We start from the raw sequence: 16,556 nt of genomic DNA on the forward strand, positions 1-16,556 counted from the left end.
TGACCCATCTGTCTTTTTATGTTGTTTGACACTTGCTCCCTATTGCCTTTTATTTATTGTTCATTCTTATAGTACTTATTAAGAAATTTCTCTAATAAAGGAAACAGAACTGGCGCTAATACTAGATAAAACCCACTATTTCCTATTGCATGTAAGGTATCAAAAGGGATTCCAGAAGCATAATAAATCCAAAAATTTTGAATACCAAAAAATGGAGCTTGAATTAAAGAAATCAAAAAACCATACAAATATCCTGTAAAACCGGCATAACAAAGCATAAACACAAAAGGAATTTTATTAAAAAAGGGTTTGATGATAAGTCCTGTAACTAAAACAACTCCACAAAATGAAACGATTTGAGCAATCGTCCAGACACCCATACCAAGTGTCACATTTGATAGAATAATCGATAAGACCGCTACAATCAAAGTGTCATTTACACCTAATGTTAACGTTAAAATAATTAAAATAACGGTTACTGGCTGGATATTTGGTAGAAACTGAAACAATTGCCGACTAACTTGACAAAGCGCAGTCATAAAAGCAAGTAAGGTTATTTTTTGAATAGATACTTTTCTATTCAGTTTATTGTAAAGCATTTAACAACCACTTCACTTGATCTCCATCTTTTATTTCGCATTCTGCGGCTCCTACAGTTGGTTGTTCACCATTTACTTCATACAACCAGTATTTCCCCGCATCTTCATCTTGTTCCATTCCATCGATTGAAAGAATCAATCCATCTTCTTCGATTACTTCATACTGTCCTTTAAGTGCTTCTAAGACAGTAGTACCTTCTTCTACTTCTAGTTCTTGCGTTGCACCTTCAACTTCTTTTCCATCTTGTTCTAATGACATGACGACAGAAAGTGTCTCTTTTGCTTGCTGTTCAACTAAAGAGTTGCTTTTTGCTGCAGAAGAATCTGAGTCTTGCACAGTCGTGTTCCCACAAGCTGCCAAACTAAATGTTGCTGCTACTATAAATCCCAATTTAAAAACTTTCATTCTATTTATTCCTCCAATTATGTCACTCTTTTAAGATAGACATTTTACCATATGTATAAAGTTGAAAAAATTTCTTTACTCTATTCCCTTCCTAAAACTACTATATAACAGACGTAATCGTTTTTCAACCACAACATGTTGTGGTTACAAAAAAAGATTGAGTCATTTGACCCAACCTTATGTTTGCTTATTCAACTAGTTATTTCAAATCATATTCGCGAGCAGTTTCATAACGGCGTTCCAAATAATTGTACAATATAAAGATTTTCGCCATCATAATGAACCCCAATACCTACCTCTTCGAAATCCTTATTAACCATATTTTCATAATGTCCTGGACTATTTTTTAATCCATCAAATAACCATTCAGACATTCCATTTTCGTCTAAGTAATAGGTTCCCATTGCTAAATTTTCTCCTGCTAATTGATAAGAGTATTCACTATCTGGTTCTTCTAAAACAGTAAAGGTAGCTTTCCCATCAGGGCGTGTATGAGAAAAAGATTCTTCTGTTTCAATTGCTCGTTTGTTAGCTGCTTTTTTTAATTGATCATTAGAAGTTAATTGAGGAACACCTACTTCTTTTCTCAAGTCATTCAGTAATTCTAAAACCCGTTTTTCAACAATTTCATTATTTAGTTTATCTGCTTCAGTTGCATCATCACTAGTACTGGATAATTCTACACTCGTTGATGCTTCTTGACTATGATCACTTGAAGGTTCTTCTATAACAACTATTTTTGCACTTGATGCTTTATCAGCAATTAAAGAAATCGTATCGCCAAGTTTTGTATTCTCTAGAATAGACGAATTTGCAAGCCAATAACCAAACCCGATTAAGACAATTACCATTATACAATATGAGAAAAATTTTCTCATTCCATCAAACCTTTCTTTTGTTCTATTTGACTTACAGCTTGTAGTATACCAAAAATTAGTGAATACAAAAATAAGATAAAAAGAATACATTCGTTCTCTTTTATCTTATTTTTGTATTCACTTTTGAGCGAAACTTTTTTTCCAACAGAAGTAATAAAAAAACAAAGTTAAACAATAGAAATTCCCAGCAAAAATACCTTTTAGAAAAGATTTGTTTAGCTATTTGAATTCCTCTATCAGCTTATTCATTGTTTTCAAAATAGATTTACCTATCCACCAATCTATTTTAAAAATCCCAGTTTCACTGCCTGAAACGATCATTATTAATTCAACTTGTTCATTTTCTAAAGGATGTATATGAAGGGTCAAACTTGCTACGCTGTCATTTCTAGAAAAGTATTTTTCAAATACAGTTAAATATCCTTTTCCATATTCAAAGTCAAATCCATATGTAGTCGATTGTTCATAACGTTCGAATTTCAAATTCTTTTTAAAATATTCTAGAATCTCCAAACTATTTCCATTCAATATAACTTGTTTTTCCTTCATATCATCCCATCCTTTAAGGTTACTATCTATAATTTTATTATGCAAAACTTTCTAACTTTGTACAAGAAAAATGGTATACTTTTAAAGAATAGTGCGAACAATTAACTGAAGGAGGCTTATTCATTTGAAACAGTACCAGACCCTTTTATTTGATGTTGATGATACCTTACTTGATTTTAAAGCAGCTGAAAGCTACGCTTTACAAGAATTGTTTAAAGAACATGATGTTGCATTAACAGATGACATTAAGCAGTTCTACCAAAAAATGAACCAACAATTATGGACTTCTTTTGAAAAAGGAGAAATCAAACGGGAAGAATTGTTACATACACGTTTTTCTACTTTATTTCAAAAACTTGGCCTAACATTAAATGGGATTCATTTAGATAACTTGTACAGACAATACTTAGAACAAAGTGCTGTCTTGATTGACGGGGCAGAACAACTGCTTCAAAAGTTGGCCAACTATTATGATCTTTATGTGGTAACGAATGGGGTTGCTCGTACCCAAATCATCCGTCTAAACAACTCAGGCCTGACCACTTATTTCAAAGACATCTTCATTTCTGAAGAAATTGGCTATCAAAAACCCAAGAAAGAATTCTTTCATCGTGTTTTTGAAAAAATCCCTCAAATCACAGCTGATAAGACCTTGATCATAGGCGATTCCTTGACTTCCGATATCCAAGGAGGAATCAATGCTGGAATTGATACGTGTTGGTTTAATCCCAATGGTTCTATAAATGGAACACACCCTACAACTTATGAAATTCATCAACTTCAATTATTAGAAGATATGCTCTTATCTCCTACAGTTACCGCGAGGGAAATTGAACAACATTCTACCGTTACTCTTTAAGTACGCAAAAAAGGATTTGAGTCTTTTAACTCTAATCCTTTTTATCTGTGTTGCTGTTTATTTCAGAATTTTTTCCAGCAAGAATTCACTATTTTTTTCTTTTAATTGACCTATACCAATTTTAAAATCGTTGATTTAACAACGTTTTCGAACGGTTTCATTCCATAATTTCATTGCTTTTGCTATCCGTTAAGTGCTACACTAATGAACGTAAGAAACTAAAAACTTATCCATTTTATATAAAAAGGAGATTTTTTCATGTTATTAAAAGAGATCATTACCGACTCAAATCGCATTTTTCAAGGTGAAGAAGTGCCCGAAAAATACTTATTCGATGAATATGTAGGACATGCAAAAAGCGTTTATGGTGTTGCATTGCCTAAAACAAAAGCCGAAGTCGTTGCATTAGTAAAATTTGCTAATCAAGAAAATTTATCCATTATTGCTCGTGGCGCAGGCACAGGTTTATCTGGAGCAACTGCTCCTGTTCAAAATGAATTAATTATTGATTTACATCTAATGAACCAAATTATTGATTTAGATTTAGAAACAATGACTTTGACAGTTGAACCAGGCGTATTACTTCATGAGATTCAAGAGTATGTAGAAAGTAAAGGCTTCTTCTACCCACCTGATCCAGGTTCTAAAAATTCTTCTATCGGTGGAAATATTGCTACAAATGCTGGTGGTATGCGAGCTGTTAAATACGGTGTAACAAGAGATTATGTACGTCAATTAGATGTTGTCTTAGCCACTGGTGAAGAATTAACTTTAGGCAGCGTCAACATCAAAAATAGTTCTGGTTATGATTTGAAAGATCTATTTATTGGTTCTGAAGGAACTTTAGGTATTACTACTCAAATCAAATTAAAAGTGATTCCTTTACCAAAAGCTAGCCTATCATTAGTTCTTGCTTTTCCAACACTTAAAGAATCAACAGATGCTGTATTAACTATTTTACAAAATGGAGTAGATCCAACAGCACTTGAATTTTTCGAAAGAGAAACCATCCAATTAAGTGAAAAAGAAAATGGTGTACTTTTCCCTAGTCAACTTGGTGAATCTTACCTTTTGATGACATTAGATGGCGATAATATGGAAGTTATCCAGCATCGGATTGAATTATTAAAACAAAGCGTTCAACCTCATAATGTTCTAGAAATCATTAGTTTAGACACTCCTGAATTGGAAAAAACAGCCTGGTCATTACGTGATTCTCTATTAACAGCTGTCGTAAATTACACAGAACAAGTAACCATGGATGAAACAGTTCCTATCAATCAACTTTCTACTCTATACCAATATACAAAGCAATTAGAAGCTGAAAGTGGATTAAGTATGATCAGTTTTGGACATGCTGGTGATGGAAATCTTCATACCTGTGTTGCGCGTGGATCAATCACGGATCAACAAGAATGGGAAACAAAACGTGATGATGTTTTAACTAAAATGTATGGAAAAATCAAAGCATTAGGTGGTCTTCCCTCAGCAGAACATGGTATTGGAATTATCAAAAAACCTTACCTTGCTAAAATGACGGATCCAAATTATCTAACTTATATGCGTAAAATCAAACAAGTTTTTGATCCGGATGGTCGCTTAAATCCAACAAAAGTAATGTAATACCTCACTTTATTGATACCATTTTTACCATAAAAATAAAAGAAGACCAACCTCGTAACTTTTCGAGGTTGGTCTTCTTTTATTCTACTTCTTTCGTATACTTAACAATCAATTGTCTTGCAGCTTTTACTTCATCTAATCGTTTTACAAAAGTTGTATGAGGAGCATTAAGAACTATTTCTGGTGTCTCTACTACTTCTTTGGCAATTTGGATCAACGCATCAGCAAAAGCATCAAGTGTTTCTTTTGTTTCCGTATCTGTTGGCTCAATCATTAAGGCTTCCTCCACGATCAGTGGGAAATAAACAGTTGGTGCATAATAACCAAAATCTAAGATCCGCTTTGCAATACTGGTTGTGGGTACCCCTAATTTTTTCTGTCTAGAGCCTGATAAAACAAATTCATGCTTGCTGTATTGAGTATACGGTGTTTCAAAATACGGTTCTAATTTCTTTCTTAAGTAATTAGCATGTATTACGGCACTCTCAGAGGCTTGACGGAGCCCTTTTGGACCCATTGTTCGAATGTAAGTGTACGCACGAACGTTTACGCCAAAATTACCGTAGTAACCCTTAACACGCCCAATGGAATCTGGGAAGGCTGTATTCAATACGTAACTGCCTTCTTGTTTTTCAATTCTTGGAATCGGCAAATAAGGAATCAAAAATTCTTTTACGCCTACTGGTCCTGAACCCGGCCCTCCGCCACCATGTGGTGTGCTAAAAGATTTATGTAGATTCAAATGAACAATATCGAATCCCATTTTACCCGGCGTTGTTTGACCTAAAATAGCGTTTAAGTTAGCTCCATCATAGTAAACAAGTCCACCGGATTGATGTACGATTTCAGCCATTTCCACAATATCTTTTTCAAAAATACCTAATGTGTTTGGATTCGTCAACATCAATCCTGCAGTATCCGGCCCAACTTTTTCTTTTAAGGCTGTTAAATCAACTGTTCCATTGGCATTAGATGGAATTTCAACTACATCAAAACCGGCTGCATGTGCACTAGCAGGATTAGTTCCATGAGCAGAATCAGGTACTAATACTTTTGTTCTAGTGGATCTATCGCCATTTTTGGTATGATAAGCTTTCATCATCATTAAACCGGTCCATTCCCCTTGAGCTCCAGCAGCTGGTTGCAAAGTAATTGCATCCATCCCGGATATAACTTGAAGATCTTCCTGTAATTCATACAGTAATTGAAACGCTCCTTGAACTGTTTCAATCGGTTGAAATGGGTGAATCGCTGCAAACCCATCATAACGAGCAACGTCTTCATTGATTTTAGGATTATACTTCATCGTACAAGAGCCTAATGGATAAAATCCATTATCGACACCAAAATTTTTGCTAGATAAAGAAGTATAATGACGCATCAATTGCGGTTCAGATACTTCTGGCAATTCAGCTGGTTCTTTGCGAATCAAGTGTTGTGAAAACTTATCCGTTAAATCAATTGAGGGAACGTCACTTTCAGGAAGTGAATATGCTGTACGTCCTGGTTGACTTATTTCAAAAATCAATTCATTGTATTCAGTCATTTATCCAGTCCCTCCATTACCTCAATAAAGTGCTCAATTTCTTCTTTGGTTCGTTGTTCAGTAACCGCAATTAACATGGTATTTTCAAATCCATAATCGGGTTCTAGATCATAACCACCGATATAGCCTTTTTTCAGCAACTGCTGGTTGATCTTGCTTACAGGTTGATGCAATTGCACAACAAACTCATTGAAAAAAGGAGCTTTATTGGTTACGACAAACCCTTTTTCTTCCAATTGTTTAGCCATATAATCTGCTTTTTCAATATTAAGCTGAGCCATATTTTGCAACCCTTCTTTGCCTAAAGCAGACATAAAAACAGAGGATGCTAGTGCATTTAAAGCTTGATTAGAACTCATATAAGAAGTCGCTTTTTCACGACGAATGTGTTGCTCTCGAGCTTGTAACGTTAATACAAAACCTCTTTTACCTTCAGTATCAGTGGTTTGTCCTACAATACGGCCAGGAATTTTTCGGATATATTTTTTCTTGACTGCAAAATAACCACAATGTGGACCGCCAAAATTCATTGCTAATCCCAATGGTTGCATATCACCTACTACAATATCCGCTCCTAAATTACCAGGAGACTCCAATAATGCTAAAGCTAAAGGATTGGCCATTACAATAAGCAATGCTTTTTGTGTTGCAGCAAGTTCTTTAATGGCTGCTAAATCCTCAACCGAACCTAAAAAGTTAGGGTACTGGATAATAACAGCTGCTGTTTCGTTGTCTAGCTGTTCTTCTAACAATGTTAAATTAGTACTGTCATTTGTTAGATCAATTTCTACTAATTGATACTCTTGTCCATTTGCAACTGTTTGAACGACTTGTCTTCCTTGAGGATGGACGGCTTTAGAAATCAAAATTTTAGAACGCTTTGTTGCTCCTACAGCTAAAGTAGCTGCTTCACCAAGCGAAGTAAACCCATCATACAAAGAAGAGTTTGCCGCATCCATTCCTGTCAATTCACACACCATGGATTGAAATTCAAACAATGCCTGAAGCTCTCCTTGACTAGCTTCTGCTTGATAAGGCGTATAAGCCGTATAAAACTCTGAACGAGAGATGACATGATCTACTACACTTGGAATATAATGATCGTATGTACCAGCTCCTAAAAAGAAAGAATACTCATGGGCCGTCTTATTTTTTACTGCTAACTGTCTCATTTTTTTTGTCAATGCTGATTCATGTATAGCTTGAGGAATAGGTAAATCTTCGGTTAACCTTATCTCTGCTGGGATATCTGAAAACAATTCATCAACTGAATCGATTCCCATAGCTTCTAACATATCTAATTGGTCTTGCTCCGTATCGGGAAGGTATCTGAATTCGTTCAATCGCTTATGCCTCCTCTTCAACTGTCAATTCTGCAACATAAGCTTGATAACTTTCTTCATTTAATAATCCTTCTAGTTCTACTGAATTTTCTAACTGAATCTCAGCAAACCAGCCTTCTTCATAAGGAGATTCATTGACCAACTCAGGTCCATCTTCTAATTCTGTATTAACAGCAATAATTATTCCTGTAACCGGTGCAAAAATTTCAGAAGCTGATTTAATGGACTCCACTGTTCCCATTTCACTTCCAATCGAAACTTCTGCATCCATTTCAGGAACTTCTACGTATACGACATCCCCCAGCTGTTTAACAGCATAATCTGTAATTCCTACTCGTACTGCATTTTCTCCTAATGGCAATATCCACTCGTGTTCTTTACTATATAATCTATCCTCTGTCATTGTTAAACACTCCTCATCTTTAATGTATTAAGTTTTATTTTTTCTTTTTATAAAAGGGCAGGGCCACGATTTCAGCCTCTACTAACTTATTGCGTATCTCGATTTTCACAGTTTTTCCTATCTCAGTCTCTTTCGAAGACAAAAGAGCCAAAGCAATACTATTTCCTAGCGTTGGTGATTTTGTTCCCGAAGTAACAACTCCGATTTTTGATCCAGTTTCATCAAAAACAGAATATCCATGACGCGGGATTCCTTTTCCAATTAACTGAATGCCTTTGATTTTTTTATCGACGCCGTCTTTCAATTGATTTTCTAAGGCTGTTTTACCAATAAATTCAGCTTCTTTTTTAGTTTTAACCGCAAAACCAATACCACCTTGAAGAGGTGTGATCTCATCTGAAAGTTCATTTCCATATAAAGAAAGACTGGCTTCTAGACGCAACGTATCACGGGCACCTAAACCACAAGGCTGTAACTTTTCTTCTTTGCCTTTTTCAAGCAAGGTATTCCATAATTTTTCCGTTTCTTTTGCTTTTACATATAATTCAAAACCATCTTCACCAGTATACCCTGTTCTTGAAATAAGGACTGAAGAAAAACCTTTTAAAGTAATCTGTTGAGAAAAATGAAAAGACTTCAGTTTACTTAAGTTATCATCTGTTAGTTTTTGTAAAATCTGTTCTGCATAAGGACCTTGAAGAGCCAATAAACCAATATCGTTTGATTTATTTTCCAAAACAACATCTTCCATTTTATGCTCATTCATCCATTGAAAGACTTTATCACTATTTGAAGCATTTGGTGTCACTAAATATTCTTGATCCTTTAATTTAAAGATAATCAAATCATCAATGGTCCCACCATTTTCATAGACCATAGCGTTGTATTGAGCTTGGCCAATAGTGACTTTTGAAATATCATTTGTTAATACATAATCTAAAAATTTCCCAGCATTTTTTCCGCTTACAACAATCTCTCCCATGTGAGAAACATCAAATAAACCAGCGTTCATACGTACGCCTTTATGCTCTTCTGCTATACTTGAAAACTGAATTGGTAAAGCCCATCCTCCAAAATCCATTAGTTTAACAGTATTCTTTTTATAATAACCGAACAAAGGTGTTTGTTTTAATTCATTATCCAATTTTGCATCCCTCATTCTTTCCTATTTTAAAAGTAAAAACAACTTTATTGTCTTCTTTTTTTCGCTTAATCTATTTAGTTAAATTTAACATTTTACCCAACATTTTCATAGACAATAACTAACTTTATTGAAAAAATTTATTATCCTTCTACTCTTTTTCCTTTAAGCATAATAATTGATTTTTATCTTTGTTTCTTTTAAGCTTTCTATTGAAAACGTTTGCGTTTGCTGATATAGTATACTACTATTTAATAACCTTTAGAAGGAGGGTTTTACATGATTACATTGTATTCATCTGCTAGTTGCACTTCTTGTCGCAAAGCCAAATCATGGTTAGAAGAACATGACATTCCCTTTACTGAAAAAAATGTATTCACTGAAAAGATAACCGATGAAGAGCTGAAATCTATCTTACAACTGACTGAAAATGGAACAAAAGAAATCATTTCACAGCGTTCACAAGCATTTAGAGAGTTAGATCTTGATATAGAAGATATGTCTTTAGGAAAAGTTTTAAAGCTGATACAGCAGCATCCAGGAATTATGCGTCGTCCTATTCTTGTAGACGATAAAAGACTGTTAGTCGGCTATAATGAAGAAGATATTCGCTGCTTCTTACCTAGAGATATACGCAAATTAGAACTCTTAAAACTACATGATCAATTACCGATTAACTTCTAATAATATTAATCATAAAAATAATTTTTTAGTCCTATTTTCTCTTTAGTGGGCAAGTCTACGAGTAAATTCGCAAAACTTGTCCACTTTTGCTCGCCTTTTAGACAAACTTTTGGTTTTTTCGTTGCTGTTTGTCCAAAAGAGAGTTACAAAAATTTTATAGTTGCTTCTACATATAAAAAAACTCCTCTCCACTATTTAAAGTGAAAAGAAGTCTTTTTTTTTACATATCAAATAATGTAGAAAAAATCTCAGACATAACAGGATGTGTCACGACTTGATCTCTCAAATAAGTGTAAGGGATATGATTGTCCATGGCCATCTTCACTTGATTCACCAATTCATGAGCTTGATCACCGAAAAGAGTGACTCCTAAAATCTCATCTGTTTCCTTATTTACAACAGCTTTATACAATCCTCTAGTATCATTAATAACATCTGAGCGAGTTGTTCCGCTAACGGGAGCAGTGTTGGTAATCACTTGGTACCCTTGCTCTTTTGCCTCTGCTTCGGTTAAACCAACTCGAGCAAATGACGGCTCTATAAAAATAGAATAAGGGATATGCTGGCGCTCTGAGCGTTTACGATTGCCTTTGCCTAATACATAATCAGCAATTAACTTAGCATCATTAATCGTGATGTACGTAAATTGATAACCTCCCTTAATATCTCCTAAAGCAAAAACATGTTCAACAGCGGTTTCCAAATAATCATTCACTTCGATTCCGCCTTTTTCATCAACAACAATCTCTGTATTCTCCAAATTTAAATAAGCAGTATTGGGTTTGCGACCGGTAGCGACTAAAACAGCATCAAATAAAAATTCCTTATTGTCCTCTGTTTCAAGCTTAACTTGGTCTTTCTCATTTGAAACTTTATTCGCTCTTGCATTTAGCTGAATCGTGATCTCTTTGTCTTCCAGAACTTGTTGAACAGCTTCTGCTACTTCTCGCTCTTCTTTTGGCATGAATTGTTCGCCCGTTTCAAAAAGAGTGACCTTTGAACCAAACATTTCATAAATAGAAGCAAATTCTAACCCAATATTCCCTGCACCAATAATGCCTAAAGATTTAGGTACTTCAGGCAGTGACTGAAGTTCTGTACTATTGTAGATTCCTTTTGTTTCTTTTAATCCTTCAATTGGTGGATAATTACTTTCTGAACCAGTACCAATGAAAATATATTCTGCTTCAAGTTCTTCCGTTTGATCGCCTAAATCGACGATTATGACATGGTTTGATTTAAATGAACCTGTCCCAGTATACAAATCAACCTGTTCACTTTTTTGCATACTTGTAAATTCCGTATTTCGATTTCTTTGAGTTACCTCATTTTTGCGCTTTAATGCCGTAGCATAATCTATTTGTTCCCTTGCATCGTGTTCTAAGATCTTAGTAGGGATACAACCGATGTTGACACAAGAACCGCCATACATCAATTCATTTTTTTCAATCAATGCTACTTTCCATTTATTCGCTGTTAACTTAGTTGCTAAGGTACGAGCACCTTGACCAAATCCAATAATAATCGCATCATACTTTTTCAAAATAACACCGTTCCTTTCTAAATTAAGTTGAAATCGTTTTTTCTAATACAAATTTAGTATACCATTTCAATGCTGCAAGAAAGAATGATTTGTTTATAAACTTTCTCTGCATTATCTCTTAGGTCGTGTTTGAAAACTGATGATGAACCTGATTTACGGTTTAACTTAAAGCATTTATGTCCTATTTCAATACGGTATCATAAACTCGCAAAGTCTTGCAGGAACTTTAGGATTTACTCTTAGGTTTGACCCATTCAATTAGACGTTTATTCTAAGCTGGTTGTACTAAGATTTGTTTCGCCTACTTAAATGAATTACGTCTCTGAGTTTGTCGAATGAAGCCTTATTGCATCTACTCAAATGGAAAACGGCTCTGAGTTAATCGAATAAAGCCTTATTGCATCTACTCAAACGGAAAGCGACTCTGAGTTAGTCGAATTAAGCCTTATTGTATCTACTCAAATGAAAAACTACTCTGAGTTAGTTGAATGAAGCCTTATTACATCTGCTCAAATGAAAAATTACTCTGAGTTAATCGAATTAAGACTTATTACTTCTACTCAAACGGAAAACCACTCTGAGTTAATCGAATTAAGGCTTATTGCGCCTACTCAAATGAGATTTTACATTAAGCCAACATACTTTTTCCTTCTCACTATCGAATCGGACCATTTTCGAAACAATGTCGGCCTATCGCAACATAGTATGATAAACTCGCAACATTTTATTTAGCCTTTGTTTATCTAACGGCGAATTCCCTCTTGACAAACTAGTTTTAAAACACGCCTAAGATGAAATAATAAAAGACTTCTATTTGACTTTTTTTATTTATTTCTCTTTTGTAAACATCTAATATACATGGTATCCTTAAAAAAAGGACTTAGAGGCAGGTTATCTTACTTATGACAAACAATCTTAATCTTTCTAATCGGATCAACCAAACATACCCTTTATTATCAAAGAAAGAAAAACAAGTAGCTGCATTTATACTTGAACACAAAGAAGACATTGATTCGTGGAATATCAAGGATCTTTCACGTTTAACGGAGACCTCAAATGCTACCATTTCTCGTTTTTGTGCGAAATTAAATTACCGAAATTTTAGTGAATTTAAAACATTTGTATCTCAGGAACTAGGTGGTACTCCTGCTCCTTTACAAGTACCCGTTAAAATTGCCAGCTACTACACACAGTTGATTAATTCTGCGTCTCAATTAATTGAAACGCAACAAATTGCGGATTTCGTAGAAGCAATCCATCATTCCCATAAGATCTTGATTTGTGGCGTTGGAAATTCAGGATTAAGCGCCATGGAATTGAAATACCGCTTAGTCAGAATGGGTCTGATAGTTGACGTGGTGACCGATCCGCATATGATGTTGATGGATGCTGTTCTATTAAAAAAATATGACTTAATGATTGCTATTTCAAACTATGGAAAAACGCAAGCTGTCATCGATGCCTGCACCATAGCAAAAAAAGAAGAAGCCACTGTTTTCGTGATCACCAATCAGAATCATACACCTTTAACAAAAATTGCAGATCAAGTATTATTTGCATCTGGTAGAACGTCTATTCCTGATGAGCAATTCATTAACAGCCAATTGCCGATTCATTTTATTTTGGATGTATTGTGCTATGTATTGTTAGAAGATGAATCGTATAAAGACAACCGGAAAAAAACATTGACTGCTTTAGACTTGAACTAGAAAAAAAGCTAGTAAGAAGAGGGAATTATACCCTTTTTCTTACTAGCTTTTTAGTTTTATTTTATTTTACTTCTTTCATTTTTTCAACAAAACCAGCTGTAATCAATTGAGGACGTGTAATCGCGCTGCCTACTACGATTGAATGAACACCTAATTCTTTACACCTTTTAGCTTTCTCAGGTGTATCAATGTGACCTTCAACAATAACAGGAACGTTGACAGTATCTAGAATGATTTTCAAGCGTTCAAAATCATTGTCTGCAATATTTTGACCTTCAGATTTTTTTGTGTATCCCATTAAAGTAGTAGAAACACAGTCAAAACCGATTTTTTCTGCTTCTATTACTTCTTCTACAGTTGATGCATCAGCCATTAATAAAATGGAAGGATATTTAGAACGGATCGCTTGAACAAATGTCTCTAGTGTTTCTCCATTTGGTCTGATACGGTCAGTAGCGTCTAGTGCAATCATATCACATTTAGACTCAGCCAACTCATCGATTTCTTTCATCGTTGCCGTAATAAAAACTTCTGAATCTTCATAGTCTCTTTTCACGATTCCAATAACCGGTAAGTCTGTGTTTTTTTTAATTTCAATGATATCTTCTTTAGAGTTTGAACGGATCCCTTTCGCTCCACCTTCTTCAGCAGCTATGGCCATTCTTCCCATAATATATGAACTATGCAAAGGTTCATTATCCAAAGCTTGACATGAAACAACTAATTCTGATTTTACTTTATCCAACATATTCATTTTTTATTCGTCTCCTAACAATTCTTCAATTTCATTTTTTATAACAGATACTTGCGGACCATAAACAACTTGGATCCCATTTCCTCTTTTGATAAGTCCTTGGCTTCCAGTTTCTTTTAATAAAGCTTCATCTACTAAAGAATCATCTTTAACCGTCACACGAAGTCTTGTTGCACAGTTATCAACATTCACTAAGTTTTCTTCGCCACCTAAACCATTAATGATATCTAGTGCGCGACCTTCAACTTTAGTTTTATTGCCAGCAACTTCTACTTTATCCGTTCTACCTGGTGTTTGGAAGTTGAATTTTGTAATTAGGAACGTGAATGTGAAGTAATATAAGAAGAACCAAACTACTCCTATCACTAATACCATTATCCAATTTGTTCGTTCGTTTCCTTGTAAGATTCCGAATAGAATAAAGTCTATAAATCCACCAGAAAATGTTTGCCCGATCGTTATCTCAAAGATATGAGCCAACATGAATGCAAGCCCATCAAAAACAGCATGTACAACATATAGAGCTGGTGCTATAAACAAGAACGAGAATTCAAGCGGTTCTGTGATCCCTGTTAAAAATGAGGTTAAGGCAGCTGATAACATCAACCCACCCACAACTTTTTTATTTTCTGGTTTAGCTGTTTTATAGATCGCAAATGCGGCTCCAACTAGCCCAAACATCATAGTGATAAAACGTCCTGACATGAAACGTGCTGTTCCACTGAAGAACTCTTGTGTTGCTGGATCAGCTAATTGAGCAAAGAAAATATTTTGTGTTCCTTGAACAAGTTCTCCTCCAACTTCCAATGTTCCACCAACGGCTGTTTGCCAAAAAGGAAGATAGAAAATATGGTGTAGTCCAACTGGCCCAAGCATACGTAAGATAAATCCGTATAAAAAGGTCCCTAAATATCCAGTAGCATTAACCACATCTCCTACATTTGTAATCAAGCCTTGGAATACTGGCCATATAAAGTACATTACAACACCTAAAAGGATAGCTGAAAAAGAAGTAATGATAGGAACAAAACGAGAACCACCAAAGAAACCTAGATAAGCTGGCAATTCAATTTTATTAAAGCGATTGTGTAAGTAGCTTGCTAATATACCAACAATGATTCCACCAAAAACTCCTGTTTCAAGTGTTTGGATTCCCACTGTACTTCCTTGACCAACTGCGGCAAGATTGTCTACGACTAACTCTCCAGTAATGGTTAGTATAGCATTTATTGTCGAATGCATCACTAAGTAACCAATGAGAGCCGCTAATGCTGCAGTACCTTTATCAGATTTTGCTAAACCAATAGCAACCCCAATAGCAAATATAATCGGTAAATTACTAAAAACAATATTTCCGGCGCTACTCATGATGGTAAAGATCGCTTGTAACCATGCGACATCTAAAACAGGATACGCGCTTATAGTGTTGGGATTAGATAACGATCCTCCAATTCCTAAAAGTAATCCTGCAGCAGGTAAAATTGCGATTGGCAGCATAAACGACTTACCAAATTGTTGAGCTTTCTCAAAAAACGTTTTCATTTTCTTCAGTCCCCTTTTTCTAATTTATCTCATTCTATATCATGAAAATGTTTTCGTCAACTTTTTTTAAAAGAAAATATTTCCAATTAAAAATAAATAAAACATAATAATGTCAAATAACACTTAAAAAAGTTCTATAATTTTTAGTGTAGGTAGATTAGAACGTGTTTGAAAACTGAGGATGAACCTGATTTACGGTTTAACTTAAAGCCTTTATGTCTTATTTCAATACGGTATAATAAACTCGCAAAGTCTTGCAGGAACTTTAGAATCTACTCTTAGTTTGACCCATTCAATTAGACGTTTATTCTAAGGTGGTTGTACTAAGTTTCGGATACTCAAACGGAAAGCGACTCTGAGCTAGTCAAAAAACATAAAAAAAGTCGAACATTGTTGTTTAATAGCAACAAACGCTCGACTTTTTCTTTGACTTTATTTACTTTTTTCTTCTTGTTCTTCTTCTTTTTTTTCGTACTCTTCATCATTATCTTTGCCATAATACTCTTCATTATATTCGTTATCTTCTTCATCTGAATCTTTATTACCTTCTTTAGTGTCGCTTTGTTCTTCTTGTTCTTCTTGTTCTTCTTGTTCTTCTTGTTCTTCTTGTTCTTCTTGTTCTTCTTGTTCTTCTTGTTCTTGTTTTGCTAGTTTTTCATCATCGTAGATAAAGATATTATGAAAAATTTTCAGAATAGGACGAGCCGTTAGAAAAACCCCACCAACTAAATAAAGATAAGTACCATAAATATCTGGAATATCCGTGAGTGTGGCTAAACTACCAATAATATAAAAAATCCCAGTTAATATATCATTCGTCAATGAAATCAATGTATAACGGTTCTGAAAATACAAACGAAAACGTCCACTCTTTATTTCAATATCTTCTTCTTTACCTGGATTAATATCGTGCTCTTTGCGTTCAATTTTCGGCATTCTGATTACCTCCGATTTTTAATTCTCTATAAGTTAGTATA

General features: G+C 34.7%; 15 protein-coding genes and 1 pseudogene. 4 read left to right on the forward strand and 12 right to left on the reverse strand.

Features of this window, described 5'->3' with window-relative positions; genetic code table 11:
* Window positions 1-53: 53 nt before the first annotated feature.
* The 4 genes from BR65_RS05725 to BR65_RS05740 form a co-directional block, all read right to left on the reverse strand.
* Window positions 54-599 (reverse strand): hypothetical protein, encoded by a 546-nt coding sequence (locus BR65_RS05725; protein ID WP_023178716.1) that lies wholly within the window; start codon window positions 597-599, stop codon window positions 54-56.
* On the reverse strand, window positions 586-1,005 hold the full coding sequence (locus BR65_RS05730) for a DUF4430 domain-containing protein (RefSeq protein ID WP_034537249.1): 420 nt from the start codon (window positions 1,003-1,005) through the stop codon (window positions 586-588). Before BR65_RS05730 ends, BR65_RS05725 begins: the two co-directional genes overlap by 14 nt.
* A gap of 227 nt (window positions 1,006-1,232) precedes the next feature.
* Window positions 1,233-1,883 carry a CAP domain-containing protein gene (locus BR65_RS05735; protein WP_034538642.1) on the reverse strand — a complete coding sequence of 217 codons (651 nt, stop codon included), beginning with the start codon at window positions 1,881-1,883 and terminating at the stop codon, window positions 1,233-1,235.
* A gap of 219 nt (window positions 1,884-2,102) precedes the next feature.
* Window positions 2,103-2,432 (reverse strand): DUF6054 family protein, encoded by a 330-nt coding sequence (locus BR65_RS05740; RefSeq protein WP_023178721.1) that lies wholly within the window; start codon window positions 2,430-2,432, stop codon window positions 2,103-2,105.
* A gap of 124 nt (window positions 2,433-2,556) precedes the next feature.
* Between BR65_RS05740 and BR65_RS05745 the strand changes: the two genes are divergently transcribed.
* Window positions 2,557-3,291: a YjjG family noncanonical pyrimidine nucleotidase gene (locus BR65_RS05745; protein ID WP_051932669.1), complete on the forward strand. Its 735-nt coding sequence runs from the start codon at window positions 2,557-2,559 to the stop codon at window positions 3,289-3,291.
* Window positions 3,292-3,549: 258 nt separating this feature from the next.
* Window positions 3,550-4,914 carry an FAD-binding oxidoreductase gene (locus tag BR65_RS05750; RefSeq protein WP_034537252.1) on the forward strand — a complete coding sequence of 455 codons (1,365 nt, stop codon included), beginning with the start codon at window positions 3,550-3,552 and terminating at the stop codon, window positions 4,912-4,914.
* 79 nt (window positions 4,915-4,993) lie between these two features.
* On the opposite strand, the gene gcvPB is transcribed toward BR65_RS05750, so the two are convergent.
* Genes gcvPB through gcvT form a run of 4 tightly spaced genes read right to left on the reverse strand, consistent with a single transcriptional unit; the run spans window position 4,994 to window position 9,350 of the window.
* Window positions 4,994-6,460 (reverse strand): aminomethyl-transferring glycine dehydrogenase subunit GcvPB, encoded by a 1,467-nt coding sequence (gene gcvPB, locus BR65_RS05755; protein WP_034537255.1) that lies wholly within the window; start codon window positions 6,458-6,460, stop codon window positions 4,994-4,996.
* Entirely contained in the window at window positions 6,457-7,803 is a 1,347-nt protein-coding gene (gene gcvPA, locus BR65_RS05760) for an aminomethyl-transferring glycine dehydrogenase subunit GcvPA (RefSeq protein ID WP_034537257.1), read from the reverse strand. Before gcvPA ends, gcvPB begins: the two co-directional genes overlap by 4 nt.
* 4 nt (window positions 7,804-7,807) lie before the next feature.
* A complete protein-coding gene (gene gcvH, locus BR65_RS05765; RefSeq protein WP_023178730.1) occupies window positions 7,808-8,206 on the reverse strand; it encodes a glycine cleavage system protein GcvH in 399 nt (132 codons plus the stop codon).
* Window positions 8,207-8,240: 34 nt separating this feature from the next.
* Window positions 8,241-9,350 carry a glycine cleavage system aminomethyltransferase GcvT gene (gene gcvT, locus BR65_RS05770; RefSeq protein WP_211251485.1) on the reverse strand — a complete coding sequence of 370 codons (1,110 nt, stop codon included), beginning with the start codon at window positions 9,348-9,350 and terminating at the stop codon, window positions 8,241-8,243.
* 276 nt (window positions 9,351-9,626) lie between these two features.
* Between gcvT and spxA the strand changes: the two genes are divergently transcribed.
* On the forward strand, window positions 9,627-10,031 hold the full coding sequence (gene spxA / locus BR65_RS05775) for a transcriptional regulator SpxA (protein ID WP_034537260.1): 405 nt from the start codon (window positions 9,627-9,629) through the stop codon (window positions 10,029-10,031).
* 220 nt (window positions 10,032-10,251) lie between these two features.
* Here spxA and BR65_RS05780 read toward each other — a convergent pair whose 3' ends face one another.
* Window positions 10,252-11,574 carry an FAD-dependent oxidoreductase gene (locus BR65_RS05780; protein ID WP_034537261.1) on the reverse strand — a complete coding sequence of 441 codons (1,323 nt, stop codon included), beginning with the start codon at window positions 11,572-11,574 and terminating at the stop codon, window positions 10,252-10,254.
* Window positions 11,575-12,476: 902 nt separating this feature from the next.
* On the opposite strand from BR65_RS05780, the gene BR65_RS05785 reads away from it, so the two are divergent.
* On the forward strand, window positions 12,477-13,283 hold the full coding sequence (locus BR65_RS05785) for a MurR/RpiR family transcriptional regulator (RefSeq protein WP_023178736.1): 807 nt from the start codon (window positions 12,477-12,479) through the stop codon (window positions 13,281-13,283).
* A 61-nt stretch (window positions 13,284-13,344) separates the two neighbouring features.
* On the opposite strand, the gene BR65_RS05790 is transcribed toward BR65_RS05785, so the two are convergent.
* The 3 genes and pseudogenes from BR65_RS05790 to BR65_RS14080 all read right to left on the reverse strand — a co-directional run.
* Window positions 13,345-14,037: an N-acetylmannosamine-6-phosphate 2-epimerase gene (locus BR65_RS05790; protein ID WP_023178738.1), complete on the reverse strand. Its 693-nt coding sequence runs from the start codon at window positions 14,035-14,037 to the stop codon at window positions 13,345-13,347.
* A gap of 3 nt (window positions 14,038-14,040) precedes the next feature.
* The gene (gene ptsG, locus BR65_RS05795) at window positions 14,041-15,579 is read right to left on the reverse strand and encodes a glucose-specific PTS transporter subunit IIBC (protein WP_034537262.1); all 1,539 of its coding nucleotides are present in this window, start codon (window positions 15,577-15,579) and stop codon (window positions 14,041-14,043) included.
* 621 nt (window positions 15,580-16,200) lie between these two features.
* Window positions 16,201-16,515, reverse strand: a pseudogene (locus BR65_RS14080) (YrhK family protein); the annotation flags it as partial.
* Between the last annotated feature and the right edge of the window lie 41 nt (window positions 16,516-16,556).

It is taken from the genome of Carnobacterium inhibens subsp. inhibens DSM 13024, from assembly GCF_000746825.1.
GTDB lineage: Bacteria > Bacillota > Bacilli > Lactobacillales > Carnobacteriaceae > Carnobacterium_B > Carnobacterium_B inhibens.

Coding starts and splice junctions, on each gene's coding strand:
- BR65_RS05725 (WP_023178716.1), bottom strand. CDS start 599: ATGCTTTACAATAAACTGAATAGAAAAGTATCTATTCAAAAAATAACC.
- BR65_RS05730 (WP_034537249.1), bottom strand. CDS start 1,005: ATGAAAGTTTTTAAATTGGGATTTATAGTAGCAGCAACATTTAGTTTG.
- BR65_RS05735 (WP_034538642.1), bottom strand. CDS start 1,883: ATGAGAAAATTTTTCTCATATTGTATAATGGTAATTGTCTTAATCGGG.
- BR65_RS05740 (WP_023178721.1), bottom strand. CDS start 2,432: ATGAAGGAAAAACAAGTTATATTGAATGGAAATAGTTTGGAGATTCTA.
- BR65_RS05750 (WP_034537252.1), top strand. CDS start 3,550: ATGTTATTAAAAGAGATCATTACCGACTCAAATCGCATTTTTCAAGGT.
- gcvPB (WP_034537255.1), bottom strand. CDS start 6,460: ATGACTGAATACAATGAATTGATTTTTGAAATAAGTCAACCAGGACGT.
- gcvH (WP_023178730.1), bottom strand. CDS start 8,206: ATGACAGAGGATAGATTATATAGTAAAGAACACGAGTGGATATTGCCA.
- spxA (WP_034537260.1), top strand. CDS start 9,627: ATGATTACATTGTATTCATCTGCTAGTTGCACTTCTTGTCGCAAAGCC.
- BR65_RS05785 (WP_023178736.1), top strand. CDS start 12,477: ATGACAAACAATCTTAATCTTTCTAATCGGATCAACCAAACATACCCT.
- BR65_RS05790 (WP_023178738.1), bottom strand. CDS start 14,037: ATGAATATGTTGGATAAAGTAAAATCAGAATTAGTTGTTTCATGTCAA.
- ptsG (WP_034537262.1), bottom strand. CDS start 15,579: ATGAAAACGTTTTTTGAGAAAGCTCAACAATTTGGTAAGTCGTTTATG.